This window comes from Erythrobacter sp. S158 (genome assembly GCF_057364915.1).
Map to the genome: position 1 here is coordinate 2,622,413 of NZ_CP200279.1, position 24,623 is coordinate 2,647,035.

General features: G+C 60.7%; 26 protein-coding genes, 1 tRNA gene and 1 pseudogene. 15 read left to right on the plus strand and 13 right to left on the minus strand.

Annotated elements, in window-relative coordinates:
• Nucleotides 1-44 precede the first annotated feature (44 nt).
• Nucleotides 45-749: a glutathione S-transferase family protein gene (locus AC0V6T_RS12775; protein WP_486127434.1), complete on the plus strand. Its 705-nt coding sequence runs from the start codon at nt 45-47 to the stop codon at nt 747-749.
• A 60-nt stretch (nt 750-809) separates the two neighbouring features.
• The gene (mtnP, locus tag AC0V6T_RS12780) at nt 810-1,679 is read left to right on the plus strand and encodes an S-methyl-5'-thioadenosine phosphorylase (protein ID WP_486127436.1); all 870 of its coding nucleotides are present in this window, start codon (nt 810-812) and stop codon (nt 1,677-1,679) included.
• A gap of 118 nt (nt 1,680-1,797) precedes the next feature.
• Here the strand turns inward: mtnP and AC0V6T_RS12785 are convergent, their stop codons facing one another.
• Entirely contained in the window at nt 1,798-2,016 is a 219-nt protein-coding gene (locus AC0V6T_RS12785; protein ID WP_486127438.1) for a hypothetical protein, read from the minus strand.
• Between the two features lie 126 nt (nt 2,017-2,142).
• A complete protein-coding gene (locus tag AC0V6T_RS12790; RefSeq protein ID WP_486127440.1) occupies nt 2,143-2,304 on the minus strand; it encodes a hypothetical protein in 162 nt (53 codons plus the stop codon).
• A 211-nt stretch (nt 2,305-2,515) separates the two neighbouring features.
• Here AC0V6T_RS12790 and AC0V6T_RS12795 point away from each other — a divergent pair.
• Nucleotides 2,516-2,620 (plus strand): annotated as a pseudogene (locus AC0V6T_RS12795) (S-methyl-5'-thioadenosine phosphorylase); the annotation flags it as partial.
• A 196-nt stretch (nt 2,621-2,816) separates the two neighbouring features.
• On the opposite strand, the gene AC0V6T_RS12800 reads toward AC0V6T_RS12795, so the two are convergent.
• A complete protein-coding gene (locus AC0V6T_RS12800; protein WP_486127442.1) occupies nt 2,817-3,293 on the minus strand; it encodes a MarR family winged helix-turn-helix transcriptional regulator in 477 nt (158 codons plus the stop codon).
• A gap of 59 nt (nt 3,294-3,352) precedes the next feature.
• Here AC0V6T_RS12800 and AC0V6T_RS12805 point away from each other — a divergent pair, with 59 nt between their 5' ends.
• Nucleotides 3,353-3,985 carry an SRPBCC family protein gene (locus tag AC0V6T_RS12805; protein WP_486127444.1) on the plus strand — a complete coding sequence of 211 codons (633 nt, stop codon included), beginning with the start codon at nt 3,353-3,355 and terminating at the stop codon, nt 3,983-3,985.
• Between the two features lie 107 nt (nt 3,986-4,092).
• Here AC0V6T_RS12805 and AC0V6T_RS12810 read toward each other — a convergent pair whose 3' ends face one another.
• Both AC0V6T_RS12810 and AC0V6T_RS12815 read right to left on the minus strand, forming a co-directional pair.
• Nucleotides 4,093-4,620 carry a hypothetical protein gene (locus tag AC0V6T_RS12810; protein WP_486127446.1) on the minus strand — a complete coding sequence of 176 codons (528 nt, stop codon included), beginning with the start codon at nt 4,618-4,620 and terminating at the stop codon, nt 4,093-4,095.
• A 17-nt stretch (nt 4,621-4,637) separates the two neighbouring features.
• Nucleotides 4,638-4,931, minus strand: a complete 294-nt coding sequence (locus AC0V6T_RS12815) for a YciI family protein (RefSeq protein ID WP_486127448.1) — start codon at nt 4,929-4,931, stop codon at nt 4,638-4,640.
• Nucleotides 4,932-5,135: 204 nt separating this feature from the next.
• Between AC0V6T_RS12815 and putA the strand changes: the two genes are divergently transcribed.
• The 5 genes from putA (at nt 5,136) to dcd (ending at nt 12,028) form a co-directional block, all read left to right on the plus strand.
• Nucleotides 5,136-8,321, plus strand: coding sequence for a bifunctional proline dehydrogenase/L-glutamate gamma-semialdehyde dehydrogenase PutA (gene putA, locus AC0V6T_RS12820; RefSeq protein ID WP_486127450.1), 3,186 nt, complete (start codon nt 5,136-5,138; stop codon nt 8,319-8,321).
• A gap of 45 nt (nt 8,322-8,366) precedes the next feature.
• Nucleotides 8,367-8,906: a hypothetical protein gene (locus AC0V6T_RS12825; protein ID WP_486127451.1), complete on the plus strand. Its 540-nt coding sequence runs from the start codon at nt 8,367-8,369 to the stop codon at nt 8,904-8,906.
• Between the two features lie 187 nt (nt 8,907-9,093).
• The gene (locus AC0V6T_RS12830; protein ID WP_486127453.1) at nt 9,094-10,143 is read left to right on the plus strand and encodes a hypothetical protein; all 1,050 of its coding nucleotides are present in this window, start codon (nt 9,094-9,096) and stop codon (nt 10,141-10,143) included.
• A 134-nt stretch (nt 10,144-10,277) separates the two neighbouring features.
• On the plus strand, nt 10,278-11,423 hold the full coding sequence (locus AC0V6T_RS12835; protein WP_486127455.1) for a serine hydrolase domain-containing protein: 1,146 nt from the start codon (nt 10,278-10,280) through the stop codon (nt 11,421-11,423).
• Between the two features lie 50 nt (nt 11,424-11,473).
• Nucleotides 11,474-12,028, plus strand: a complete 555-nt coding sequence (gene dcd, locus AC0V6T_RS12840) for a dCTP deaminase (RefSeq protein ID WP_111991359.1) — start codon at nt 11,474-11,476, stop codon at nt 12,026-12,028.
• 167 nt (nt 12,029-12,195) lie between these two features.
• Here dcd and AC0V6T_RS12845 read toward each other — a convergent pair whose 3' ends face one another.
• Both AC0V6T_RS12845 and AC0V6T_RS12850 read right to left on the minus strand, forming a co-directional pair.
• Nucleotides 12,196-13,077, minus strand: a complete 882-nt coding sequence (locus AC0V6T_RS12845; protein WP_486127457.1) for an AraC family transcriptional regulator — start codon at nt 13,075-13,077, stop codon at nt 12,196-12,198.
• Between the two features lie 242 nt (nt 13,078-13,319).
• Nucleotides 13,320-13,988, minus strand: coding sequence for a flavodoxin reductase (locus AC0V6T_RS12850; protein WP_486127459.1), 669 nt, complete (start codon nt 13,986-13,988; stop codon nt 13,320-13,322).
• Between the two features lie 495 nt (nt 13,989-14,483).
• On the opposite strand from AC0V6T_RS12850, the gene AC0V6T_RS12855 reads away from it, so the two are divergent.
• On the plus strand, nt 14,484-15,683 hold the full coding sequence (locus AC0V6T_RS12855) for a saccharopine dehydrogenase family protein (protein ID WP_486127461.1): 1,200 nt from the start codon (nt 14,484-14,486) through the stop codon (nt 15,681-15,683).
• Between the two features lie 153 nt (nt 15,684-15,836).
• On the opposite strand, the gene AC0V6T_RS12860 is transcribed toward AC0V6T_RS12855, so the two are convergent.
• Together AC0V6T_RS12860 and AC0V6T_RS12865 are read right to left on the minus strand one after the other, a co-directional pair.
• Nucleotides 15,837-18,020, minus strand: a complete 2,184-nt coding sequence (locus AC0V6T_RS12860; protein WP_486127463.1) for a TonB-dependent receptor — start codon at nt 18,018-18,020, stop codon at nt 15,837-15,839.
• Nucleotides 18,021-18,244: 224 nt separating this feature from the next.
• Nucleotides 18,245-18,319: transfer RNA gene (locus AC0V6T_RS12865), tRNA-Gly, on the minus strand.
• Nucleotides 18,320-18,545: 226 nt separating this feature from the next.
• On the opposite strand from AC0V6T_RS12865, the gene trxA reads away from it, so the two are divergent.
• The 5 genes from trxA (at nt 18,546) to AC0V6T_RS12890 (ending at nt 21,958) form a co-directional block, all read left to right on the plus strand.
• Complete coding sequence (trxA, locus tag AC0V6T_RS12870) at nt 18,546-19,478, plus strand: thioredoxin (protein WP_486128596.1); 933 nt, start codon at nt 18,546-18,548, stop codon at nt 19,476-19,478.
• A gap of 17 nt (nt 19,479-19,495) precedes the next feature.
• On the plus strand, nt 19,496-20,101 hold the full coding sequence (locus AC0V6T_RS12875; RefSeq protein ID WP_111991353.1) for an LON peptidase substrate-binding domain-containing protein: 606 nt from the start codon (nt 19,496-19,498) through the stop codon (nt 20,099-20,101).
• Nucleotides 20,102-20,171: 70 nt separating this feature from the next.
• A complete protein-coding gene (locus AC0V6T_RS12880) occupies nt 20,172-20,816 on the plus strand; it encodes a TetR/AcrR family transcriptional regulator (RefSeq protein WP_486127465.1) in 645 nt (214 codons plus the stop codon).
• Nucleotides 20,813-21,235: an MAPEG family protein gene (locus AC0V6T_RS12885; protein ID WP_486127467.1), complete on the plus strand. Its 423-nt coding sequence runs from the start codon at nt 20,813-20,815 to the stop codon at nt 21,233-21,235. Before AC0V6T_RS12880 ends, AC0V6T_RS12885 begins: the two co-directional genes overlap by 4 nt.
• A 75-nt stretch (nt 21,236-21,310) precedes the next feature.
• Nucleotides 21,311-21,958 carry a hypothetical protein gene (locus tag AC0V6T_RS12890; protein ID WP_486127469.1) on the plus strand — a complete coding sequence of 216 codons (648 nt, stop codon included), beginning with the start codon at nt 21,311-21,313 and terminating at the stop codon, nt 21,956-21,958.
• An 18-nt stretch (nt 21,959-21,976) separates the two neighbouring features.
• Here the strand turns inward: AC0V6T_RS12890 and AC0V6T_RS12895 are convergent, their stop codons facing one another.
• From AC0V6T_RS12895 to AC0V6T_RS12910, 4 genes are read right to left on the minus strand one after another with little or no spacing between them, the layout of a single operon-like run.
• Entirely contained in the window at nt 21,977-22,600 is a 624-nt protein-coding gene (locus AC0V6T_RS12895) for a MarC family protein (RefSeq protein ID WP_486127471.1), read from the minus strand.
• A gap of 56 nt (nt 22,601-22,656) precedes the next feature.
• On the minus strand, nt 22,657-23,418 hold the full coding sequence (locus AC0V6T_RS12900) for a hypothetical protein (RefSeq protein ID WP_486127473.1): 762 nt from the start codon (nt 23,416-23,418) through the stop codon (nt 22,657-22,659).
• On the minus strand, nt 23,415-24,308 hold the full coding sequence (gene folD, locus AC0V6T_RS12905; RefSeq protein WP_486127475.1) for a bifunctional methylenetetrahydrofolate dehydrogenase/methenyltetrahydrofolate cyclohydrolase FolD: 894 nt from the start codon (nt 24,306-24,308) through the stop codon (nt 23,415-23,417). Before folD ends, AC0V6T_RS12900 begins: the two co-directional genes overlap by 4 nt.
• Nucleotides 24,305-24,601, minus strand: coding sequence for a YggT family protein (locus AC0V6T_RS12910; RefSeq protein WP_007166043.1), 297 nt, complete (start codon nt 24,599-24,601; stop codon nt 24,305-24,307). The genes folD and AC0V6T_RS12910 overlap by 4 nt, the downstream gene beginning before the upstream one ends.
• Nucleotides 24,602-24,623 lie beyond the last annotated feature (22 nt).

The following is a 24,623-nucleotide window of genomic DNA, read 5'->3' on the forward strand; positions in this document are numbered from 1 at the left end:
GCCTATGGAACATGGCCACGAGAGACACGAGGGAGAGCCAAGCCATGACCGACACCCCGCCCGATTTCCTGTTCTATGGAAGCCCGGTCTCGCCCTTCGCGCGCAAGGCGATGGCGACCGCTATCGAGAAGGGTGCAGACTTCGATGTCGAGCAGGTCAACATCATGAAGATGCCCGACTGGTTCCTCGAAATCTCGCCCATGCGCCGGATTCCGGTGCTGCGCGACCGCTCGATCGCGGCCGAAGGGCCGGGCGGCACCATCGCCGATTCCTCCGCGATCTGCGCCTATATCGAGCGCAAGCATCCCGAGCCTGCGATCTATCCGGCAGACGACTTTGCCTATGGCCGCGCGCTCGCGATCGAGGAATATGCCGACACCGTACTGGCTCCCGCAGGCGGACTGGGCATTTTCCGCCCGATCTTCTTTTCGCTTCTGGGCGGAAAGGAGCCGGACATGGAAACCGCGCGCGCAAGCTGGGCCGAAAAGCTGCCGCCGATCCTCGACTATCTGAGCGCAGAGCTTGGCGACAACGAGTTCATGGCAGAGGGCGCCTTCTCCATCGCCGATATCGCGGTGACCTGCACCTTCATGCAGATCAGCCTTGTTGCGCAAACGCCGCTCGGCAATTGGCCCAATCTCGAAGCCTACTTTGAGCGCTTGGCTTCGCGCCCATCCATCGCCGGGCCGTTCGCCAAGGCCGACGGCTTTATTCGCAAGGCCTTGCCCGAGCGCGTAAACCTAACCTAAGGCATCGCGCATTAGGACGGCCCGGCAAGAACGGTCGCGCAAAGGAATACGCTTAACTTTATGGCCAAAGACTGGTGCATCGGGATTATCGGAGGCTCGGGCCTCTACGATATCGCTGGCGTCGAGGATAAGCAGTGGCTGCTTATCGATACGCCATGGGGCGATCCGTCCGATGAGATCCTGTGCGGGACGATCGGCGGAGTGAAAGTCCGCTTCCTGCCGCGCCACGGTAGGGGTCATCCGATATCGCCGACGCAGCTTAACGCGCGCGCCAATATCGACGCGCTGAAGCGCGCAGGCTGCACCGATATCCTCGCGATTTCTGCCGTGGGATCCTTGCGCGAAGAGATCGAGCCGGGCCGCTTTGCGGTGGTCGAGCAGTTCATCGACAACACCAAACAACGCGCCTCGACCTTCTTCACCAGCGGCTTTGTCACGCATGTCTCGATGGCCGATCCGGTCTGCCCGCGCCTATCGAAGATGGCGGCAAAGGCGATCAGTGATTGCAAGGGCAAGGTCGCGACCGGCGCGACTTACCTTGCGATGGAGGGCCCGCAATTCTCCACCCGCGCCGAAAGCCACATGTACCGCGCCTGGGGCGCCGACGTGATTGGCATGACCGGCATGCCTGAGGCGAAACTCGCCCGCGAAGCAGAGCTGCCCTACACGCTGGTTGGCATGGCAACCGACTACGATTGCTGGCGCGACGGCGAGGAAGAGGTCAACGTCGCGCAGGTCATCGCGCAGATGCAGGAAAACGGCCAGCTAGCGCGCGAAATGGTCGCGAAGTTCATCGAGAACCTGCCCAAAACGCGCAAGGCCTCGCCGATTGATACCGCGCTCGACGACGCAGTGATTACAGCCCCGGAAGAGCACGACCCGGCGATCGTGGCGAAGCTCGATGCGGTTGCGGGGCGGGTGTTGGGCTAGGATTGCGGGGCCAGCTCATAGGACGCATTTCCCACGAGTTGTACACATACTTCGCCAATGGTGGACCCAACTGCGACAGCGCCCATCACGGCTATCGCTGTCAGCCGGGCCTCTTGTGTCAGCTGAAGTCAGAATCTGCTGACAAACAGTTGAGTTCCTCTTCAGAATCCAATTGCTCTGGCACTCTGCTTTCGGCGACGAGACGTTCAACCGATCTGACAATGACCGTGGCCACCCGATCCTTTTGGTATTCCTCCATGTCGAGCGAAAAGCCACAAACTGCGATCAAAATGACCGCCAAGCCAGACTTAATGTTGTCTTTGAAAGTAGCGGCCATCTGTCCTCCATAGATATCGCATATTCCCTAAGAAGCATTTCCGATGAAAGACGAGGCGCTTCTCCGCCAAGGTGGTGAGATGCAGTGCGTGCGCCAACCTCGTTAGTCTGTGCTTTCAATCAAGGCCTAAATATCCCAATGCTTGTGATGCTCGCCTCGTTCGATGCCGATCGTCGCACCTTCGATGCCGTTCGCCATTTTTTCAAAGCCGCCATGCCTTAAAGAGTCTGCAAATGAGTGCAGCCACTTCACGGTCGCTGCGCGTTCGGCTTCTGCAGAGGTATTCATGCGCGTCCTCCTGTTTGGAACGTGATGGTATCAATCGTGATTGCTCATCTGCACTGCCATATCTGAGCACGAGCAGATCAATAATCACTCAAGTGTTCACACAGGATTGTTGCCCGGTTTTGACAGCTTTACACTCAGGTGACGTCAGCATTGCTCACCCCTTCTTCCAGCGCCCCTTCACAGGCTCGACGCGGTCAACGTGGATCGACTGCCATTTGATACCGCGCTCGATGATGCGGTGATTACGGCCCCGGAAGAGCACGACCCGGCACTCGTCGCAAAACTCGATGCGGTTGCGGGGCGGGTGTTGAAGTAGGCCTGCTTGGCCAGCAGCAGCTCACATCCGGGCCAATACAGTCGGTCCGGTTTCGACCCTGACTGTCGGTGTTAAGGTGGTGCTACGCCTTTCTCAGGCGCAGGCAAAACCCGGCTTTGACCCGAATGTCATGAACGCAGAGCACCTACATTCACAATCGGTCGATGGCCTAAATACCCCTAGCTCGAATTAGAAGCTATATGTTTGCTGGCTTCGCCGCGTTCTCGATCGCGTCTGCCACTCGTTCGAGCAATGGCAACACCAGTGTTCGCTCATCCTCCGATAGAGGTGCGAGCATTGTGCGCATGTTTTGTAGATCGTGCGCATTCATTTTTGCCCTAATAGCCTGCCCTGCCGTGGTCAGGTGCAGTGTCTTTATTCTGCCACCAGCAGGATCGGGCCGCTTCTCGATCAGATCCGATTTCTCAAGCCTATCGAGCGCTGATTGGATCGAAGTTCGCGGCAAGCCAAAGCGGCGCGCAATTTCAGATCCGCTCAAACCGTCCGAGGCCTCGAGAGCCTTCAGAATTGAATAGTCCTTTGGATTGTACGGAATTGGGCGACCGTTCTCGCTAGGCTCCTGCAAAAGCATTTGGTCGAGCATCGTGCCCACGACTTTCAGCAAACGTTCGGCATGGTCTTCGGAAGGCGGAACCGATTTAGAACTTGTCATTTACGAATTTCGTATATATATATTTACGAGATTCGTACAAACCGTGTTGGAGGTCGCAGATGCCATTCGCTTTCCGTCCCTTACTTGCATTGGCAGGAAGTCTGTCGCTTATCTCTTGCGCTAGCAACCCTACTCCCCCAGCCGCTCCACCAGAACTGACCTCGCCACCGGCTTTATCCGACGGATGGCATGCCACGTTCCAGACGACCAAAGTAATCGATGCACCTCTGATCCCGTTGCAACAATGGATTGTTGCAAGCAACGAATTGGTTCTCGCGATGGAGGAAACCGAGCAAATCAAGAAGCCCGTCGAAGTAAGGGTCGTCTCCGGCAATTGGCCGGAGAAGGGATCTGTGCGCTGGGTTAAACTAAGCGATGGTCACTACACCTATGAGCGCGTTCTCGAGAATCGCTTGCCCGAGCATTTTAGCTATCAGATTTGGGGCCTCACCAGCAGTGCCAGCGATCACATTACCTACGCAAAGGGACAATGGGATTGGCGCGAGGTTGAAAACGATAAATCTGAATTCACCTGGACATACAGTTTGCGCCCAAACAGTTTCATAAAACGCCCATTCGTATCCAGTTTCCTCGAAAGCGATATGAGGCCATTTATGGAGGGTGCGATCGACCGCATGACCGTGAAGGCCGAAGGAGAGTTCGCTGGTTGGCGCCAAGGAGACACTAACTAACGCGGTCTACTTCTCAGCCGGCTCGGCTCGCAATTGCCTTGTGGCCGCCGTTTGATAGATCCGGCGATTGTGGCCAAGCTCGATGCGGTTGCAGGGCGGGTGTTGGGTTAGGATTTCGCCCGTTCAAAACGATCCATGACTTGACCGTCGCAGTAATAACGCTGCAAAGCGGTAAGAAGTCCTTTTCTCACTTCGATGGTGGCCCATGGACCATCGGCGCATTCCTGAGTGGTAGCGTCGTTAGTCCAATAGATATGCGCGGTGTAGTTGTGATTGTCTTGGGCTTCGACCAACTCGAGGGTGAAGTAGCCACAGATATTCTCGTCCGACAAGGTCGATAGCCAGCCGATATCGTCAAACAAGATGCAATCCGGATTGGCGTTCCATATCCTAGCGTACCGCGGATCCCAGATATCTGATGGAACCTCGCTTCCTATTTCGAGCACCAAGAAATGATCTTCGTCATAGACTACCGCCCAATCAGGATTGCCGACTTTGCGCAAAATCTGAATACCGAAATTGAAATCGCCGGGTTGGTCATCTTTTTTGCAGGCAGCGACTAGCAGAAGGATAGCAAAAAAGACCGCCGGGATAGCAAACGCGCGGAGGACGCGATCAACCACGTTTCTGGCCATTGCTCCTCGTCTTCCCCTCACCCCTTCTTCCAACGCCCCTTAACAGGCTCGAACCGGTCCACGCGGATCGACTGCCATACGCCTCCGGTCACGTAAGGGTCGTCGTTGATCGTTGCGCGTGCTTCTGCCTCGTTCTCGGCCTCGATGATCAGCAGCGAGCCGACGAAATCGCCGTTTGCGTTCAGCAAGGGGCCGGCGGTCAGGTAGTTCTTGTCGTGCTCGGCCATCCACTCGCGCTGGGCGGCCTTGTGCATCGCGCGCAGCTTTTCGCTGTCCTCGCCGTCGCGGCAGTAAAAGCAGTACAGCGCCATCGCGAAAACCTCACATAAGCTGCGGACAGACCATGCGATAACACAGCGCCGCACGCGATCAAGCACCCCTCGAAGCGTGGAACACACAAGGCAATTCATCGTACGTATGGCTCACTTCGCTTGATCGCGAGCGAGCGCGGGTCCAATTACGCCTCACGACGCGAAACCAAAGCGAATCTGCTCAAGAAAGGACGCACACTGAACGTGACCTCACCCGACCTGCCGAAGTCCGCCGCCCATTTCCTCGACCGCAGCGAGCTGCGACGCGCCTATCGCGCGGAAGAAGAGAAATGCATTGCCGAGCGGCTCGAGCAGGCAGCGCCCGCCAGGAAAGTGAGCGACACTGCAGCGGAACTCGCGATCGACCTCATTGAAGGCGCGCGTTCGCACAAGGCGAGCGGGATCGATGCGTTCCTGCACCAATACGGCCTCGACACCGAGGAAGGCATCGCGCTGATGTGCCTTGCCGAGGCATTGCTGCGCGTGCCGGACGATGAGACCGCTGATGCGCTGATCAAGGACAAGATCGGCGAGATCGACTGGGGCGAGCATCTGGGCGAAAGCTCCTCGACATTCGTCAACGCGGCGACTTTCTCGCTGATGCTGACGGGCGAAGTGCTCGAACAGCCCGAGGCGCACCAGAAGGGCATGGGCCGCACATTGAAGCGCACCATGAACCGCCTTGGCGAGCCGGTGATCCGCAAGGCGACGCTTCAAGCGATGCGCATCCTTGGCGGGCAGTTCGTTTATGGCCGCACGATCGACGAAGCGCTGAAGCGCGCCAAGCCCGAACGCGCCAAGGGGCTGACGCACAGCTTCGACATGCTTGGCGAAGCGGCTATGACCTTTGCCGATGCAGAGCGCTACCGCGTGGCTTACGAAAGCGCGATCGAGCGGCTGTCGGGCGAAATGTCGGGCAGTGTCGGCACCTCGCCAGGCATCTCGGTCAAGCTTTCAGCGCTACACCCCAAATACACCTACCTCCACGCCGACGAGGCGCGCGCCGATATCGTGCCGGTGGTGAAAGCGCTCGCGCTCAAGGCGCGCGATGCGAACATGCACTTCACCATCGATGCCGAGGAAGCCGAGCGGCTCGAAGTCAGCCTCGACATCATCGAAGAGCTGATGGCCGATGACGAGATTTTCACCCGCGAGGACGGCTCACGCTGGGAAGGCTTTGGCCTCGCGATCCAGGCCTATCAGAAGCGCGGACTGCCGCTGTGCGACTGGGTTGCAAAGCTCGCCCGCCGCCATCGCCGCCGCCTGTTCGTGCGACTGGTGAAGGGCGCGTATTGGGACACCGAAGTGAAGCTCAGCCAGGTTGGCGGGTTCGACGATTATCCCGTCTTCACCCGCAAGATCGCAACCGACGTCTCCTACCTCGCCTGCGCCGCGCGCCTGTTCGAGCATGACGACGTGATCTACCCGGCTTTCGCGACTCACAACGCCTATTCGGTGGCGGTCGTGAAGGAGTTGGCGCGGATCCCGGCCTCAAGTAGCGAAGCGGTAGGCCAACCAAAATACAAACCATTTGAGTTTCAGCGCCTCCACGGCATGGGCGAGGAAGTCTACGACACGCTTCGCAAACTTGAGGGCAACGACCCGACCCCGGTGCGCATTTACGCGCCGGTCGGAGGGCACAAGGAATTGCTCGCCTATCTCGTTCGCCGCCTGCTCGAAAACGGGGCGAATACCAGCTTCGTCAACCGCATGGGCGATGCCGAGTTCGCTGCCGAGGACCTCGTCGGCGATCCGGTGGCGGAGCTTGCCGCGATGGACCCGCGTCGCAACCCGGCGATCCCGCTGCCCAAGGACATTCTAGGCAAGCGCGTGAACAGCGCAGGGCTCGATCTCAGCGATCCGCTGGTGTTGGGGCCGTTGCAGGAGCGGCTTGCCAAGCTTGCCGAGCTTCAGTGGCATGCAGAGCCGACTTTCCCGGCGCAGGAATTGGGCGAAATCGCGCCGATCACAATGCCGCACGACCTCGAAGCCGAAGTCGGCACACGCCGCGATGCGACGCAGGAGGAGGTCGACGCCGCCTTCACCAGGGCCGCTGCGATCCAGCCGGGCTGGGACGCGCTTGGAGGACACAAACGCGCGCTTCTGCTCGAAGAAGCCGCCGATCTGTTCGAAGCGCACACCGACGAGTTCCTGTCACTGTGCCAGCGCGAGGCGGGCAAGACCCTGCTCGACGGGATCGCCGAAGTGCGCGAGGCGGTCGACTTCCTGCGCTACTATGCCAGCGAAGCGCGCCGCCAGTTTGGCGAACCGATCCAGCTGCCCGGACCAACGGGCGAGGACAACACGCTGCGCATGCATGGGCGCGGTGTGTTCGTGACGATTTCCCCGTGGAACTTCCCGCTCGCGATCTTCACCGGCATGGCTTCGGCGGCGCTCGCGGCAGGCAATGCGGTCGTCACCAAGCCTGCTGAACAGACTCCGCTGATCGCCGCGCTCGCGGTCAGGCTGTGCCATGAGGCGGGCATTCCGCCTGAGGCGCTGCAAATGCTTCCGGGAGCAGGCGATGTCGGCCAGATGATCACCAGCGATCCGCGCGTTGCAGGGGTTGCTTTCACCGGCTCGACCGAGACCGCGCAGACGATCAACCGCACGCTCGCCGGGCGTGACGGGCCAATCGCCACGCTGATCGCCGAGACCGGTGGCCAGAACGCGATGATCGTCGATTCCAGCGCGCTCCCCGAACAGGTGGTGCGCGATGTGCTTGCCAGCGCCTTCCAGAGCGCAGGCCAGCGCTGCTCGGCATTGCGCATGCTCTACGTTCAGGAGGACGTCGCCGATGAAATGATAGCGATGATCCGCGGCGGGTTTGAAGCGCTGCATGTCGGCGACCCGGCGCTGCTCGCAACCGATGTCGGCCCCGTGATCGACCCCGATGCGCAGGCAGCCCTCGAACGCCACGTCGCGCGCCGTCAGCAGAACGACCGCACCGTGTGGAGGCTCGATCTCGACCCGAGCACGGCAAAGGGGTGTTTCGTTGCGCCTACCATCATCGAGCTCGATTCGATCCTCGACCTCAGGCGCGAGAATTTCGGGCCGGTCCTTCACATTGCGCGCTTCAAGGCGGAGGACCTTGCGCAGGTGATCGAGGATATCAACGCCACCGGTTATGGCCTCACCCTCGGCCTGCACTCGCGCATCGCGGCAACGCACCGCTTCGTTCAGCAGCGGGCGCGCGTGGGCAACATGTACATCAACCGCAACCAGATCGGTGCGATCGTCGAAAGCCAGCCATTCGGCGGCGAGGGGCTGTCTGGCACCGGACCCAAGGCGGGCGGGCCGCACTATCTCGCACGTTTCGCGACCGAGCGCGTGACCTGCATCGACACCACCGCCGCGGGCGGAAATGCGAGCCTGCTCGCAAGCATCTAATTTGGACTTGTGATTGGGCGCCTGGACTGCATAGTCTCGGCGCCCATGACCAGACGCTTTGCCCGCGCCTTTACCCATTTGTTCGCGCTCGTCGCTTTTGCGTGGAGCGGCGCGGCATGGGCCGAGGTGCAGATCCACTTCCATTCGTTCAACGGATCGGTTCTGTTCGGACGCTATCCGCACACTTTCATCGTGCTCGAAGGAACGGTGGATGCGACCGGAGAGGCCGTGAACGAAAACTACGGCTTCACCGCGCGCTCGGTCACGGCAGCGGCGACGCGCGACTGGGTAGAGCATCTGGTCGAGGCGGAGCCGGACAAGTATATCAGGAGCACGAACCGCCACTTCTCGATCACCCTGACGGATGAGCAATACTACAACGTGATCCGCGAAGTGCGCCGCTGGTCGATGGAGCCGGGCAAGCGCTACAGTTTGAGCGAACGCAACTGCATTCACTTCGTCGGAGAGATGGCGCGGGTGCTGGGCCTGAGGGTCGAATACCCGGAAAACATGCTGCGCCGTCCGAAGAGGTGGCTGAACCACATCACCGCGCTCAATCCGCAATTGGGTGCAGAGCCGATCTGATCAGCCGCGTGGGATAGGGCCCGCAACGCGCCGTGATCCGCGACATGCTTAACAACAACCTACTAAGTGTTGTCACTTAGCTGCTGAACAGGTACCTTCCGGCGCATGAGATTGGGGAGTCGCGTTCCCCGATCGGTGCACGCGGCGCGTTTCTAGCGCGTCGATCAAAGCCTGGGGGGGGCTTACAATGACCAAGACAACTTTCACCACTGGTGCGGCCATTATCGCATTGGCTGCAGCGGCGCCCGCTCATGCGCAGGTGACCGGCGACACCAGCACGGTGACGCAGAACGGTTCCGACAGCACGGTTCTCGTCAACCAGCTCGGCAGCGACGGAAACGAGTCCACGGTCACGCAAGCTGCGGGCTCGACGCAGAACGACACCGAGGTCAATCAGGACGGCAGCGGCAACATCTCGAATGTCGACCAGAACGGCGACAAGAGCTTTGTGTCCGGACGCGCAGACATCTTCGTCGACCAGATCGGCACGGGGAACGATTCCGATGTCGGACAAGGCGGAGACGGGCCCAATGACATCGACGTTGTGCAGGAGGGCACCACCAACCGCAGCACCGTGTCACAGGCCGAGAACGGCAGTTCTTTCGGCGTTCGCAACGTTGTCGACGTCGACCAGTTCGGTACGTCGAATGTCAGCACCATCGTTCAGGGCAACTCTGGCACCAGCGACGACAACCAGGCGCTCGTCGATCAGGATGGCACTGGCAATGAAAGCACCATCCAGCAGAATATCCTCGGCAGCGGAGACTTCCAGATCGCTGACGTTACGCAGGACGGCACCGGCAACATGAGCTTCGTGCTGCAGGACGAGGATCTCAATGAAGCAACGGTGGTCCAGATCGGCACGACCAACTTCAGCGACATCGACCAGAACCGCGTGTCGGTCGCCGAAGACAACTTCGCCGACGTGATGCAGACCGGGACAAGCAACCGCAGCGTCATCGTTCAGGAGGAGGACCTCAACGAGGCGACCGTCGTCCAAGACGGCATGACGAACGAAAGCCTGATCGACCAGAACAGCACCAATGGCGGCGGCTCGGATAACGAAGCGCTGCTGACGCAGATCGGCAACGGCAATATCAGCGAGATCTTCCAGGGCGGCACCTTGAACACGGCCGATGTCGGCCAGTTCGACCCGCTCGGCAGCTTCTCCAGCGTTGACCAAGTCGGCACTGGCAACCTCGCCACCGTGACGCAGGGCACGGCTCCGGGGCCCTGATAGCCGCACCCGGGAACGCTCGTTTCGCAAGCTAAGCGATTGAAAAACGTGACGGCGCTTTAGGGACTACACTTGTAATCGTTTAGTGGCTTCTGTAGCTGATCCGCATGGGATCACTCGGGAGCCACTTTCTTATGCGCCTTCTCGCCGCCTTCACCGCACTCATCACCGCCGCATTGCCTTTCCAGGCGCCGCTCTTCGCGCAGCCTGCGGGCGACCCGGCGCTGGAGGCGAAACTTGCCGAGTTCGACGCCTTCGTGCGCGAGTACCGGAATGAGAACACAGTGCTTTCCATGTCGTACGCCGTCGTGGTCGATGGCGAGATCGTCGCAGCGCACGGGATCGGCTGGCAGGACCACGACGCCGAAGAACGCACGACCGCCGACACCAGCTACCTCGTCGCCTCGATCACCAAGACTTTCACAGGCGCGACGCTGATCGGGATGGACGCGGACGGGATCATCGACCTCGACGCGCCCTTCACCGACCTGAGCGACTGGGACGGGCGGTGCGAATGGCTCTCGGGCGCTGGCCTGCCGATGAGCGGCGGCGTCACGCTCGACGATGGCTATACGCCGCCACCGATCAACTGCGATGCGACGCTCAGCCTTCGCAACGTGCTGCAGATGCGCGTGCTGGGCGAGCCGGGGAGTAACTTTCTCTACAACCCGATCGTCTTCGGACGCCTCGCCAACTGGGTCGAGGAACAGACCGGCGAGCCCTTCGATGTCTGGGTCCGGCGCTACGTGATCGACAAGGCGGGTCTTGCAAACATCGCGGCGGGTTGGCGCGATCCACATGGCGGCGATGCGCTGCGGCTGCTTGCCCCGCCATTTCGCCATGCGCCCGAGGAAGGCGACAATCTTGCGCCCTCGCCGCTTCCCAATCCGGAGATGAACGCTTCCTCCGGCATCATCGCCAGCGTGCGCGCGCTTGCCGAATATTCGATCGCGCTCGATGAAGGCCGCATCCTGTCGCCTGCGCTGCGCGAGACGATGTGGACCCCGCCGACCGAGGCCGACGGGACGCCTGCGAGCTATGCCTATGGCTGGTGGACGCAAGGCTGGAACGGCAAGCGGCTGGTGTGGCACGGTGGCTGGTGGCCCGATGCCTATGCGGGCATGCTGCTCAAGCTGCCGGACGAAGGGCTGACGCTGATTGCGCTCGGCAACACGGACGGATTGCATTGGCCAAATCGCCTGCAGGTCGCCGAGATCGAGAATTCGCCGCTTGCCGCCAAGTTCCTCGAACTGTTCGCCGGCGAAGACTCCCCCGGATAAAACCGCCTCGCCGCTTGCCGCACGCCGAGCAATCGGGAATCACTTGGGCCATGGCAATTCTTTCCGACAAGTGGATTCGCGAGCAGGCGCAGCAGCACGGCATGATTGAGCCGTTCGTCGAGGCGCAGCGGCGCGAAGGGTGCATTTCCTACGGGCTGTCGAGCTTCGGCTACGACGCGCGCGTCGCGCCCGAGTTTAAGATCTTCACCAATGTCGACAGCGCAGTGGTGGACCCCAAGGACTTCGCCTCCAACTCCTTCGTCGACCGCAATCAGGACGTGTGCGTCATCCCGCCCAACTCCTTCGCGCTCGCCCGCACGGTCGAATATTTCCGCATCCCCGAAGACGTGCTCGTGATCTGTCTTGGCAAGAGCACCTATGCGCGCTGCGGGATCATCGTGAACGTCACCCCGCTGGAGCCGGGCTGGGAGGGTCACGTGACGCTAGAATTTTCGAACACCACGCCGCTACCGGCCAAGATCTACGCCAATGAAGGCGCGTGCCAGTTCCTGTTCCTCAAGGGCAATGAACGCCCCGAGGTGACCTATGCTGACCGGGCGGGCAAATATATGGGCCAGAAGGGCGTGACGCTGCCACGGTTGTAGAAGCAGCCTTAATGACTGCTTACGACCCAATTCCAGTCACAAAAGCGAAGTGCCTTGCTTACCAAAAGCGGGCGCGGTTTGGGCTGGCTCGTAATGTCCTGTTTTGGGTGGTTAGCCGCCTGTCCGCTTTCCGGATGGATTAGCGGGCAAGCGGCCATCACGAGAGACTATTTGATGGGCAGAAATAGGTCCGCCACAGCTTCATTCTCGGGCACCTCTGGGAAAAAGGCGATGCGTTGGCAGTAGATTGGGAAGTCTCGCGCTTCCTCACCGCTTTCTGGAAGCCAATCCCGATAAAGGTACAGTACAGCGGGTTCCAGATCGTCGGTATTCCCCACGATCCTTAGGACTGCACAGCGGCCACCTGGGATGGTTCCTGACACAACGCTCTGATCTTCTGTACTGAAGATTCGTTCAGTTCCAGCGCACAAGTCCATTCGATAATCGCTAGGCTCGGTCGTTCGCGGATCTGAATGAAAGACGTTGAACGTTTCACTGATCTTCGGCGAAAGTCCGTTAGCCTTGCGCCACGCGATGAACCGCTGGATGGTCGATCCAATCGTGGCTGGCGGCCCGCGATGCTCCATGATCGCTACCTGAACTGGATCAACTTCCCGGATCATCACATCGTTTGTCGTAAAGCTTTGTTGCATGAGTTTGCTCCTCGCGTTTGTGAGAGGCCTGAAGGCCGCTAGCCACGGCTCCCAATCTGGAGCTTTCCGAAACGACGACGGCGACTCACCAAACCTTTGCTTGAAAGCGCGAGCGAACGCATCGGGCGCGTCGTAACCGGCATCCATCGCAATCTGCGTGATGCTCTGATCTCCACGGAAGGCCAATCGAAACGAAGCGCGCTTCATCCTGGACAGCTGGACGTAGCGATGCACGGACAAGCCGAAGGTCGCAGTGAACTGCCGGTGAAAGTGGAACTTCGAGAATGCCGCGACAGCACTTACCGCTTCCAAGTCCAGCTGATCATTTGGATGCTGATCGATATGATCGAGCGCCCGTTTCATCCGGTCTTGGTAGTTTTGAATGGCTGTCGTCACTGTCCGCTCCATCGTGGCGATACCAATTATGCGCGCGTCGGTATTTGCCGCTCGACCGATCTTGCGGTTCGACGCCAGATAATCTCAAGCTTTGTGGCGGCTATTGGAAGCCAGCGATGTGAATTTGAATGACTGGAATTGGGTCGTAAGCGGTCATCGCTGGATCGAGCGATTTACGTTTGCTTTGGCTGCACAAAATACTGGAAGCGGACTGTCGCAAAACCACCCAATTCCAGACATCCCTAGTGCTCGCGCACCAGCCGATCTTCGCTCACACCTCGTGCGGTGAGCAAGGTCGACACGTCTTCCTCCATCGCTGGCGGGCCGCACAGGTAGAAGGTTTCGCTGAAATCGAGCCCTGCACCGTCGAGGTAGTCTGCATCGACCTTCCCGTGATGCGTGCCTTGCATGTCCTCATCGCTAAGCAGCAGGTCGAGCGCGAGGCCGGGCATGCGCTCCAGTTCTTCGCGAAGGATGATGTCCTTCTCGCGTGAGTTGGAGAAGATCAGGCGATAGCCATCGAGATCGCCTTGGCTCGCCTGACGCGCGCGCAGGATCGAGAGCATCGGGGTCAGCCCCGCTCCGCCCACAATGATCGTGCCCGGTCCCTTGTCTTCAATCGCACCCCAAGGGTCTTCAATGATGACGCCGTCGCCTGCCTGCATCATCCCGATCTGCTCGGTCACGCCGTCATGGCTGGGGTAGGACTTGATGGTGAATTGCAGTTGGTCTGCATCGGGAAGCGAGGTGAAGGTGAAGGGGCGTTTTTCCTCGCGCCAGCCATCGCGGTCGAGAGCGAAGTCGGTCGCCTGTCCCGGCGTGAACTCATAGCCTTCGGGCCGCTCGAAGGTGAGCTCGTGAACATTGTGCGTGATCGGGCGGATCGCCTGCAGGGTGAGGTTGTGGGGCATGGCGAGAGGGCTCCTTGAGGGGGGGGGAAGGCTTGCGTGAGTTCAACGCCGCTCGGCGCGGCTGGTTTCATCCTTTCGAACAGGCCCGCGGCTTCGGCGTTCCAAAAAGGGGTGGGTGAGCGCATGGGCCTTCCATTTTCCTACTTACGCCAAATCTGCTTCAAGCTGGGAGATGCAAACACCCGCGCTCACCCACAAAACCCCTTCCCGCCGCATCCCCGTTGGCGCTGCATCACTAGTGTCGGCAATGAACTCTCGCCCTCCCGAAAGGTCACACTTTGCCCCACCCTACAGTGACGCTTTGCTGGCGCAGGGTGACACTTCGGGGCCTAAAGTGACACTTTTTGCACGCACGGTGACACAACGGCGGGTTTTGCCCCTGGACCGTGTAACATGCGGTCCACTTCTCGCCCCGAAGGCGCCCTACAGCCGCCTGAAATGGCCCTTTGACTCAGCCCCCTTGCACCTCCACATGGGGGCCAAAGGAGAGTGAACATGGCTGACAGCAAAGAGACTAACAAGGAGGGGCGCGAATTCGACATCATCGTCTATGGCGCAACCGGTTATACCGGCCGCCTCGTCGCGGAGTACCTCAACTCGCATTACGGCAACTCTGACAACGCGCCCAAATGGGCGATGGCGGGCCGCAATCAGGCGAAGCTTGAAGACGTGCGCACGCTTATCGGCGCACCGGACGATACACCGCTGGTGGTGGCCGACGCTGACAGCCGCGAGGCGATGGAAGCCATGGCGAAGCGCACGAAGGTCGTGCTCACCACCGTTGGCCCGTACCAACTCTATGGCGATGAACTCGTCGCCGCCTGCGCGCGCGTCGGAACCGACTATGCCGATCTGTGCGGAGAACCTGCCTGGATGGCCGACAAGATCGAGGAACTGCACGACGTCGCAAAGGAAAGCGGCGCGCGCATCACCTTCTCCAGCGGGTTCGATTCGATCCCGTTCGACCTTGGCGTGATGATGACGCAAAAGGCCGCGCACGATCGCTGGGGCGTGCCTTCAAGCCGCATCAAGGGCCGCGTTCGCGCGATGGCCGGGACCTTTTCGGGCGGCACGGCAGCGAGCCTGACCGCGACGATGAAGGCGGCGGCGAAAAACCCCTCGATCTTCAAGACGCTCGCCAACCCGTTTGCGCTTACCGGCGACTTTGAAGGGCCAAGTCAGCCTTCGGGCATGGTGCCGACCTATGAGAGCGGGCTTGGCAAATGGGCCGCGCCGTTCGTGATGGCGCCGATCAACACCAAAAACGTGCACCGCACCAACTACCTCCTCGGCCACCCCTATGGCGAGGACTTCAGGTATGACGAGATGATGCTCACCAGCCCCGGCGATGCAGGCAAGCAGATGGCCGAAGCCGCGGTGCAGATGATGAAGAACCCGTTCGGGGCAAAGCCGCCCAAGCCCGGCGAAGGTCCGACCGCAGAAGAGCGTGAGAACGGCTTCTATGATGTCGTCTTCGTCGCCGAGGGTCCGAACGATGAAACGCTCAACTTCGGTGTGAAGGGCAAGTACGATCCGGGCTACGGCTCGACCAGCCGGATGCTCGCCGAAACCGGCATCGCGCTGCTGTCTGCCGATGTCGAAGGCGGCGTCGGGACACCGGGCGCGTTCCTGGGCGAGGCACTGGTCGACCGGCTTCAGGAACACGCCGAGATCAGCTTCACGCTGGAAAGCTGATGGGCAGGCGAAGGCTGGGTGCTCGTGCGCTCTGGCGTGCAATTCTAGCCAGCCCCAACGAAACGGCTGCAACGAACAGGCGGGCCGACCGGTCATCCCGGCGGCCCGCTCGCATTAGCGTTTTCCTACACGGCTTTGTGCCGCTACGCCTGCTTAGAAGCTGAGACGTACGCTTGCGCGGATGTTGCGTCCCGGGAGCGGCACGAAGTCCTTGGTGAAGCTCGTGTGACGGCGACCGGTGACGTCGAACAGGTTTTCGCCAGCAAGCTGGACGACGACGTTCTGGTTCGTCTCGATCGGGCGCCATGAGAGGTAGAAATTGACGAAGGTGAAGTCGTCAGTCTCAGTCTCGAACTCGGCGGTGTCGTTCTGCTCACCGAAGTGCTGCACCTCGGCGCGCGCTTCGAACGGGCCGGTTTCGCCAGTGACCGCAGCAAGCAGACTGAGCGGCGGGATGCGCGGGACGTTGCCCTGACCGTCGCTCAGTTCGGCGTCGACATACGACGCGCGAAGATCGGTCGAGAGTGTGAAGTCGTCACGCTCGATGATCGGCATCGCGATGTCGGCTTCGAAACCGAAGAAGCGCGCGTCTTCCTGAAGGAAGACGAAGACCGGAAGCTCGTCCTCTTCCTCACCGGTGGGCGAAAGGAATATGAAGTCGTCGAACTGCTGATAGTAGACCGAGCCTCCGAACGAGATGTCACCGACATCGCCGCGCACGAAGGTCTCGATGCCCCACGCGCTCTCGACGTCGAGGTCGGGGTTGCCGATCTCGAAAGTCTGGGTCGCGATGTGCGGGCCATCGGCGAAGAGCTCTTCGCCAGCCGGCGCACGCTCGGACCGCGAAAGGGTAAGGCCAGCGCGCACGCCGCCTTCGCTTTCGACGATGGCCGACAGGGCGCCAGAGAGCAGGTCGAAGTCGCGCTCAAGGCCGAGCGGAGCGGATTCGACGTCGACCATCTCGTAGCGGCCAGCTGCTTCGAGTTGTACGCCGCCAAGGTCGAACTCCTGTGCGGTGAAGATGGAGAATTGGTCGGTCTCATTGGGAGCGACAAAGGCTTCTTCACCCACCGCCTGAAAGTCGCGGTTGAGGAACTGGACGCCGATCACGCCGCCGGTCGACTGGATCAGCTCGGCGCGCGCTTCGAATGTCTCGGTGTCGAACACGGTGCCGACTTCGGTGCCTTCGAACTCGGTGTGGGTGTAGTCGGAGTAGCCAGCGCGGATCTTGAGGCGCTCGATAAAGCCTTCGCCAAGCGCGATGTCGCCACTGAAGTCGAAACGCCACTGTTCAAGGCCGATCGAGACGGTCTCTTCGCCTTCCTCCTCGCCCTCTTCCTCTTCGCCTTCCTCGCCGTGGTGATGGCCGCCCTCAGGGTTGCCGATGAGGCCGTAGGTCGTGTCGTAGTAACCGACCGCAGCGCCAAAGGTGGACTCGCCAAGGATCACCCCAAAGCCGCCATTGAAGGTGTAGGCTTCGGTCTGGCTGTTGGGGAGGAAGTCCTCCTGATTGGCAGCCTCGCGAAGCTCATCGGCTTCCTCGAATTCGCCTTCCGCTTCCTCTTCGGCAGCATCGGCAAGCAGGTCGGCGCGCAGATCGTCGGTCAGCTGGAAGCCGGGTATCTCGAGATTGTCGGTCTCGCGGAACGAGCCATCGAGGTGCAGGACGAACATGTCACCAAGGCCAACGTCGATCGACGCACCGCCACTGCGAAGGTTGCTCGCGGTGTCGAAGGCGGTGAGCGCATCGAGGTGAATGGTGTGGTCAGGAACGACCGTCGGGATACGGCGGTCGATCACGTTGACGACGCCGCCGATGGCCTGGCTTCCGTAAAGGAGCGCTGCCGGGCCGCGAAGGACCTCGATGCGCTCGACCGTCAGCGGGTCGATTGTGGTTGCGTGATCGGCAGAGGTGTTGCCAACGTCAGCGGTGCCGAGGCCGTCGATGAGGACGCGCACGCGCTCACCGTCGAGGCCGCGCAGGATCGGACGCGATGCGCCGGGGGCAAAGCTGGTTGCGGAAACGCCGGGTACCTTGGCGAGCACTTCGCCGATCTGACCGTTGAAGTTGCGCTGGATCTGTTCGACTTCGAGGACGTCCTGCCCGGCGATGAAGTCGAGCTCCTGCAGGCCTTCGGCCGCCACGATGATGTTGCCGCGATAGTGGACATCGTCTTGTGCTTCCGCGCGGCTTGCAGACGAGGTCTCGCCACTATCCTGCTGCGCGCTTTGGTTCGCTTCGGGTGTCTCGTCCGCTTCATTCGCCCAAGCCGGTGCAGCGACAACGGCAAAGGAGAGCGCGGTGGCGACGGCGATTCGAGAGGTAATCGGTTTCATGGCGATCCAGTCTTCTTGTTTTCGGTGAATGTGATAACGTCACAATGTAACAACGTATCATGCCCTACCCGTGCTGATTCGAAGATCAAGAGCGAATCCCGGATGAGCCGACAAACCGCCGAAATTGGCCGACTTTCGGCACAGTGTGCGGCAAGGATGACACACAAACTGTCAGGCGCATGAACCGCGCCCTTTGGGATGTGTCGATACTGACTGGGAGAAAATGGAGCGGGCGAGGCGATTCGAACGCCCGACCCCAACCTTGGCAAGGTTGTGCTCTACCCCTGAGCTACGCCCGCTCACTGACGCCACACAGAGAGACGAATTCGCCACTTCTCTGTCGGGGAGGCGGCGCGATTAGCAGCGCCTATCGGAGCCTGCAAGCGGAAAATTGCATCGAATTTGCAATATTGCGCCAACGCCACCTAGCCAGCGCACATCGCAAGGTTCACAAGGCCGCAAAACGCCCCACATAAGGGCCGGTTATTCACCAATCACGAATTCAGGAGCATTCCCTTGGCGAGCATGGGTCTCAATATCGAAGAGCAAAAGGCAGTCGAACGCTTTCGCAACGAAGTCGTCGAGCCTTCGAAAACGAAGCTGGTGATCGTCGACTTCTGGGCTGAATGGTGCGGTCCGTGCAAGGCGCTTGCCCCGGTAATCGAGAAGGTCGCTGCCGAATACGCCGACAAGGGTGTCGTGCTCGCCAAGATCAACGTCGATGAAGACAAGTTCATCGCCAGTCAGTTCCAGGTCCAATCGATCCCGACCGTCTACGCTCTATTTCAGGGTCAGCCGGTTGCCGACCTTACCAGCGCGCGGACCGAATCGCAGCTCAAGCAGGCGCTCGATCAGCTTCTCGCGCAGCTTCCGATCGAAGCTGGCGCTGGCGGTGCCGATGGCGCGCCGCAAGGCCCTTCGGCTGAGGAACTCGAACAGTTCGTCAAGATGGGTGAAGATGCGCTTGGCGAAGGCGATGCACAACGCGCTGCCAGCATCTTTGCTCAGGTCACTGAGTTCGCAAGTGACAATGCGCCCGCTCATGCTGGCCTCGTCCGCTCGCTCGTCGCGCTTGGACAGGTTGAAGAGGCCCGTCAGGTCATGGCCGCGATTGAGGCTGATCCCAAACTTGCCAGCGACGCGTCGGTCACTGCTGCAAAAAGCGCGATCGAACTCGCGGGCACACAGGTTGACGACAGCGAGCTTGCCAGCCTTCGCGATGCAGCCAAGTCGGCGCCCGACAACATGGAAGCGCAAATGGCCTACGCCGAAGCTGCCTTCGCAAGCGGCCAGCGCGATGAAGCTGCCGACACGCTGCTCGCCATGATCGAGGCGGACCGCGAGTGGAACGATGGCGCTGCGCGTGCAAAGCTGCTCCAGATCTTCGAAGCGACCGGGCTTGAGGATGAGTGGGTCGTTACCACCCGTCGTCGCCTGTCGAAGATCCTGTTCGGATAAGCGTGTTGGCTAAACCTTTGCGCCTCTCCATCTTTCCTCTTCCCGGTGCGATCCTGTTTCCGGGTCTTCAGCTTCCGCTTCACATCTTCGAACCGCGCTATCGCGCGCTCGTCGGCGATGCGCTGGTTCGCGATCGCCGAATAGCGATGATCCAGCCTCAGCGCCCTGTCGAAGGCTCGCCGCTCTACACCGTGGGCTGCGTCGGCCGGATCGGCGAGATCGAGGCCATGGATGACGGTCGCTACAACCTGATCCTTGAGGGTATGTCGCGCTTCCATCTCGTGCGCGAGCTCGATGTCACCACCGCATTTCGACAGGTTGAAGGTGAGCTTATCGATGACGATGAAGACGAAGTTCTCAGCCATGCCCAGCGCGGCGGGTTTGAGCGGGAAGCGCGTGAATTTGCCGATGCGCAGGGGTATAGCGTCGACTGGGACTCGGTCGAGAAGCTTGATGACCAGTCGCTGATCAACGGGGTCTCGCAGATCGCGCCTTTCGATCCCGCTTCCAAACAGGCGCTGCTGGAAGCGAACAGCCTGACGGACCGCTGCGAATTGCTGATGCAACTCATGCAGTTTTACGGTCGCAGCGACGGGTCGGAAGAGATCACAACGCTGCAGTAGCGATCCACTGCGACAAATCGTCGCATGAGAGCGCTTTGAGCCGGGCCCAGAAGTAACTAAACGGTTACTTATGAACATCGGTGCCAACCTCACCAAAGGCGAACGCACGCGCGCCCACATCGTGGCGACGGCGGCACGCCTGTTCTGGCAGCACAGCTTTCATGGCGTGTCCGTCGACCTCGTCGCGGAGGCGGCGGAGGTCAACAAGGCAACTGTCTATCGCTACTTCGCCGACAAGCGCGATCTGGCGCTCGCAGTTGTGCAGCATAACGGCGCCACCACCATCGAAACGATCTTCTCGGCAACCTTTGATCAGTATTCCCAGCCCGAGGACAGGCTCGCGGCAATCTATGGGCAAATCTACGCGATCCACGTCGCGTTGCATGAGGAAACGGGCGACGTGTATGGCTGCCCGATCGTCGGTCTCGCTCTGGAGCTAGGGCGCGACATGCCCGAGATCCGCGCGGAGGCGCAGGCAGTCTTCGATATCGTCGAAGAGCATTTCACCATCATCGCCGCTGACGCGATAGCGGCGCGGGCATCCAAGGGCGTCTCCAGCTCCCTGGGGCGAACATTGACGCAGCTACTCCATGGCGCGTTCGCCTCTGCCCGCGTCGCAACCGAGCCATCGCGCGTGCTTGACGCAGGCCGTGCCTCGCTCGCGCTGATTGGCTTTGCCGACACTCCCATCCCACAACAGGAGCCGCCCACATGAACCTGCCCCTCTACACTGCCGCCCTCGGCGCCTTCGTGATCGTTTTGCAAGTCGCACTGATGCTGAGTGTCGGCATGCATCGAACCAAGGGCCAGTTCATCGGCATCGGCGATGACCGCGATCTTGAGCGCAAAGTGCGGCGACACGGCAACCTGGCGGAGAACTCGGGCCTGTTCCTGGTCGTGATCGCATTGTTCGAGATGCTGGTCGGGCAGACGACCTATGTGCTTGTCCTGTGCGTCGCCTTCGCGGTGGCGCGGGCGTTCCATGCGCTCGGCTTCAGCTCGATGGCAGGGTCGCATGGCGAAGACCTCACAGGTGCTCGCAAGGCGTTTGCAGGCATGCGCGCGCTCGGCGCCTTCGGGACACTTGGCGTAGCGCTTGGTTCTGCATGGGGGATCACCAGCGCTTTGATCTAGGTTGAGAAGCGGGCCCGTTCGGACGCGAGCAACATCACGATTGCAAACGATTTTCTGGTTGGGCAGGTTGGAGCCATGCCTCAAGCCTTACAACTCGATCCGATTGCTGTTTTCGAACACGATTACGGCGGCCAGACGACGCTGCGTTCCTACCCTCCGGTACCCGCTGAGGACCTTCATCAGGGCGAAATGATGGCGCAGCGTGCGTTCGGTTCTCTGCTGTCTGAAATCAAATCGCCCGCGCATATATACCATGCCGCCTGGCGCGATCCCGTGCCCGAGGCGCGTACGGACGATTGGGAGAAGCAGGCCCCGAAAGCGCTTCTCTTCAGCGGTGTTTTCGGAATTGCGCCTTACAAGACCTCGACATCGCTCGTCGACACGGCTGAGATGTACAACAGGCTCGACCGGGTCCATCTGCGGATCGACTGCGACCGACCAGATAGTGGCGCTCTCAAGCTCAAATCGCTGACCCTTGAGATCAATGACGGAGCATCGCAGTCCGGTCGACTGTTCCGTTCATGCTGGCAGGCCGATGAGTTGAGGGGTCAGGACCTGACGCTTCACTTCGAGGAACCCGGCACTCGTCTGGATGCGTTCAGATTTCACATTCAGGGCCGCCTGCCCCGGCGCTACAATCACGGCGCGGAGATTGAGGACGAGTTCGTGCAGTTCAGCTCGTCCGGCGGCGCCATGCCGCTTCCGCCTTGGGTGAATTACTGACGCACCCGAAACGGCGCGTCAGCTCGCGAAGCTGCCCCTCAGCCCATCGATCACATACTGCGCGGCGAGAGCCGAGAGGAGCACGCCCAGAAGCCGCGTAATGACCGCCTCGACCTTGTCTCCCAGCAACCGGATCAGCGGGCCTGCCGCGACCAGCGCGGCAGCCGTGATGATGAGCACGAGACCCAGAGCGATAAACACCTCGACGGTTTCGGTTGGCGTCTCGGCTTCGTTCATCAGCAGCATGATCGCAGCGATTGCGCCCGGTCCTGCCAGCATTGGCATCGCCATCGGAAAGACCGACACGTCCTCGACCTCGCTTGCACTGACCTTGTCAGCGCGTTCCTCGCGGCGCTGGGTGCGCTTTTCGAAGACCATCTCAAACGCGATGAAGAACAGCATCAATCCGCCCGCGATGCGGAAACTGTCGAGTTCGATATGCAGCGCGCCGAGCAGGTCCTCGCCGAAAAAGGCGAAGATCAGCAGGATGATTGCCGCAATCCCTGTTGCGCGCAGGGCCATGTTACGCGCCTGTGCGTTGGTCGCGTTTTTGGTCAGCCCGGCATAGATCGGTGCGCAACCCGGCGGGTCGATCACGACGAACAGGGTAATGAAGGCAGAGATGAAGAGTTCAGGCAGCATGGCGGCTCGTGCAAAATCGCGTCAAAGCCCGCTCTGAACACCCTTCGCACTGAAGATCAAGAGGAGGATTCGAAGGATTCCTCGATCGCGGTCACCCACGCGCCGTTGTAGAAATACTCGGCGACGACATATTTGTCGTTCGCGCCGCGATGCTCCCAGCGCCAGCGCAAGGTGCCATCGCGAGAGGTTTTGACGTTCTCGCCGCCCAAAGCGACCGGCGAATCTTCGGGAGCAGGTGGCAGGACGATACGCTCGCTCGGACATGTCGCGACGAGGCCCTGAACGGAATCGATAGCGGTCACGACGATGTCGCCGTCCTCGAACTCCGTGCGAGGCGGCGGTTGCGGATTGTCGCGACCAGCCACGTCATAGGTCCATTTGTAGGTGAGATCGCTTTGCCGCGACCATGCTGTGACGTAATTGCCAACGAAGCCATCAGGGTCCTTGAAGCGCCCCTGCGTCAGCGCGACTGAGCCATCGCAGCTCATGAGGACGGTGCGCGGTCCCCATTCGGTCGCGGTCGCGGGATCTTCCAGCGCAGGAGCCAGGCTGGCGAAGGGCACACCGCCATTGCGCGTATGGAAAATTGCGCCGGCCGCCGCGAATTCGGTTCCAGCACTAAACTGGCCCTGCTCCTGCGCAGCGCGCGCATAGGCGATTTCGGTCGAGACAAGTGTGCTCGGCTGCGCTTCACCCGGAGCGCCCGTCAACGCGCGAGCGATGATCGCGTTGGAAGGACCACGAGGGCGAGGGCTCCCGCAGGCTGCAAGCATGGCGCCAAGCGTGACGAGCGTGATCGCGGCAGTGGTCTTCTTCATAGTCCCTCCGGTACCTCAAGGCCTGCATTGCGATAAGCGGCGACCGCGGTGTTTCGCAGAAGCACGGCAATCGTCATCGGCCCCACGCCTCCGGGAACCGGGGTGATGGCCGAGGCGACTTCAGCGGCTTCGTCGTAAGCGACATCGCCGACCAGCTTGCCCTTTTCTTTGCCCGGTTCGGGCGGCAGCCGGTTGATGCCCACGTCGATCACGGTCGCGCCGTCTTTCAGCCAGTCCTTGGTTATCATCTGCGGACGACCGACTGCCGCAACGACGATGTCCGCGCGCTTAACGACACTGGCGAGATCCTTGGTACGGCTGTGCGCGATGGTGACGGTGGCGTTGGCGTCGAGCAGCAGCTGCGCCATCGGTTTGCCGACAATGTTGGAGCGACCGATCACGACCGCCTCAAGGCCCGAGAGGTCTCCCAACCGATCCGTCAGCAGCATCATGCAGCCAAGCGGCGTGCACGGGACGAAGCCCGATTGGCCGACGCTCAGGCGCCCGGCATTGATCACATGGAAGCCGTCGACGTCCTTGTCTGGGCTGATCGCGGCGATGATCGATTGCTCGTCGAGGTGATCGGGCAAGGGAAGTTGCACGAGGATGCCGTCGACGCGGTCATCATTGTTCAGATCGTCCACCAGCTTCATGAGCTGCTCTTTGCTGGCATCGGCAGGAAGCCGGTATTCAAAGCTCAGCATGTTGGCGGCCACGGTCGCCTTGCCCTTTGAGCCGACATAGACCTGGCTGGCCGGATCGTCGCCGACCAGCACCACCGCAAGGCCCGGCTTGCGCCCTGCGGCCTCGGCGAATTCGAGAGCGCGTTCGCCCACACGCTCGCGCAGGCGCGCAGCGAAGGCTTTGCCGTCAATACGGGTCGCGGTCATACGGTGCTGGCGATAATCGAACGAAGAACGATGAGGACGATCTGAGCCCCGACGATCACGACCAGCGGCGACAGGTCGAGCGCGCCGGTCTGGGGCATGATGTTGCGGATCGGGCGAAGCACGGGATCGAGCAGGCGATTGATCGACTCGTAAACCTGCCGCAGGAAATCGTTGCCCTGGTTCACCACGTTGAACGCGAAGAGCAGCCCGATCACGAACTGGACGATGATGAGCATCACGAAGACCTGCACCAGCAGCTCGATGATCTCGTAAAGTGCGAATAGTCCTTGCATGCTTTTCGTGCCGTACCTTTGC

Coding starts and splice junctions, on each gene's coding strand:
- AC0V6T_RS12775 (WP_486127434.1), top strand. CDS start 45: ATGACCGACACCCCGCCCGATTTCCTGTTCTATGGAAGCCCGGTCTCG.
- mtnP (WP_486127436.1), top strand. CDS start 810: ATGGCCAAAGACTGGTGCATCGGGATTATCGGAGGCTCGGGCCTCTAC.
- AC0V6T_RS12785 (WP_486127438.1), bottom strand. CDS start 2,016: ATGGCCGCTACTTTCAAAGACAACATTAAGTCTGGCTTGGCGGTCATT.
- AC0V6T_RS12790 (WP_486127440.1), bottom strand. CDS start 2,304: ATGAATACCTCTGCAGAAGCCGAACGCGCAGCGACCGTGAAGTGGCTG.
- AC0V6T_RS12800 (WP_486127442.1), bottom strand. CDS start 3,293: ATGACAAGTTCTAAATCGGTTCCGCCTTCCGAAGACCATGCCGAACGT.
- AC0V6T_RS12805 (WP_486127444.1), top strand. CDS start 3,353: ATGCCATTCGCTTTCCGTCCCTTACTTGCATTGGCAGGAAGTCTGTCG.
- AC0V6T_RS12810 (WP_486127446.1), bottom strand. CDS start 4,620: ATGGCCAGAAACGTGGTTGATCGCGTCCTCCGCGCGTTTGCTATCCCG.
- AC0V6T_RS12815 (WP_486127448.1), bottom strand. CDS start 4,931: ATGGCGCTGTACTGCTTTTACTGCCGCGACGGCGAGGACAGCGAAAAG.
- AC0V6T_RS12825 (WP_486127451.1), top strand. CDS start 8,367: ATGACCAGACGCTTTGCCCGCGCCTTTACCCATTTGTTCGCGCTCGTC.
- AC0V6T_RS12830 (WP_486127453.1), top strand. CDS start 9,094: ATGACCAAGACAACTTTCACCACTGGTGCGGCCATTATCGCATTGGCT.
- AC0V6T_RS12835 (WP_486127455.1), top strand. CDS start 10,278: ATGCGCCTTCTCGCCGCCTTCACCGCACTCATCACCGCCGCATTGCCT.
- dcd (WP_111991359.1), top strand. CDS start 11,474: ATGGCAATTCTTTCCGACAAGTGGATTCGCGAGCAGGCGCAGCAGCAC.
- AC0V6T_RS12850 (WP_486127459.1), bottom strand. CDS start 13,988: ATGCCCCACAACCTCACCCTGCAGGCGATCCGCCCGATCACGCACAAT.
- AC0V6T_RS12855 (WP_486127461.1), top strand. CDS start 14,484: ATGGCTGACAGCAAAGAGACTAACAAGGAGGGGCGCGAATTCGACATC.
- AC0V6T_RS12860 (WP_486127463.1), bottom strand. CDS start 18,020: ATGAAACCGATTACCTCTCGAATCGCCGTCGCCACCGCGCTCTCCTTT.
- trxA (WP_486128596.1), top strand. CDS start 18,546: ATGGGTCTCAATATCGAAGAGCAAAAGGCAGTCGAACGCTTTCGCAAC.
- AC0V6T_RS12880 (WP_486127465.1), top strand. CDS start 20,172: ATGAACATCGGTGCCAACCTCACCAAAGGCGAACGCACGCGCGCCCAC.
- AC0V6T_RS12885 (WP_486127467.1), top strand. CDS start 20,813: ATGAACCTGCCCCTCTACACTGCCGCCCTCGGCGCCTTCGTGATCGTT.
- AC0V6T_RS12890 (WP_486127469.1), top strand. CDS start 21,311: ATGCCTCAAGCCTTACAACTCGATCCGATTGCTGTTTTCGAACACGAT.
- AC0V6T_RS12895 (WP_486127471.1), bottom strand. CDS start 22,600: ATGCTGCCTGAACTCTTCATCTCTGCCTTCATTACCCTGTTCGTCGTG.
- AC0V6T_RS12900 (WP_486127473.1), bottom strand. CDS start 23,418: ATGAAGAAGACCACTGCCGCGATCACGCTCGTCACGCTTGGCGCCATG.
- folD (WP_486127475.1), bottom strand. CDS start 24,308: ATGACCGCGACCCGTATTGACGGCAAAGCCTTCGCTGCGCGCCTGCGC.
- AC0V6T_RS12910 (WP_007166043.1), bottom strand. CDS start 24,601: ATGCAAGGACTATTCGCACTTTACGAGATCATCGAGCTGCTGGTGCAG.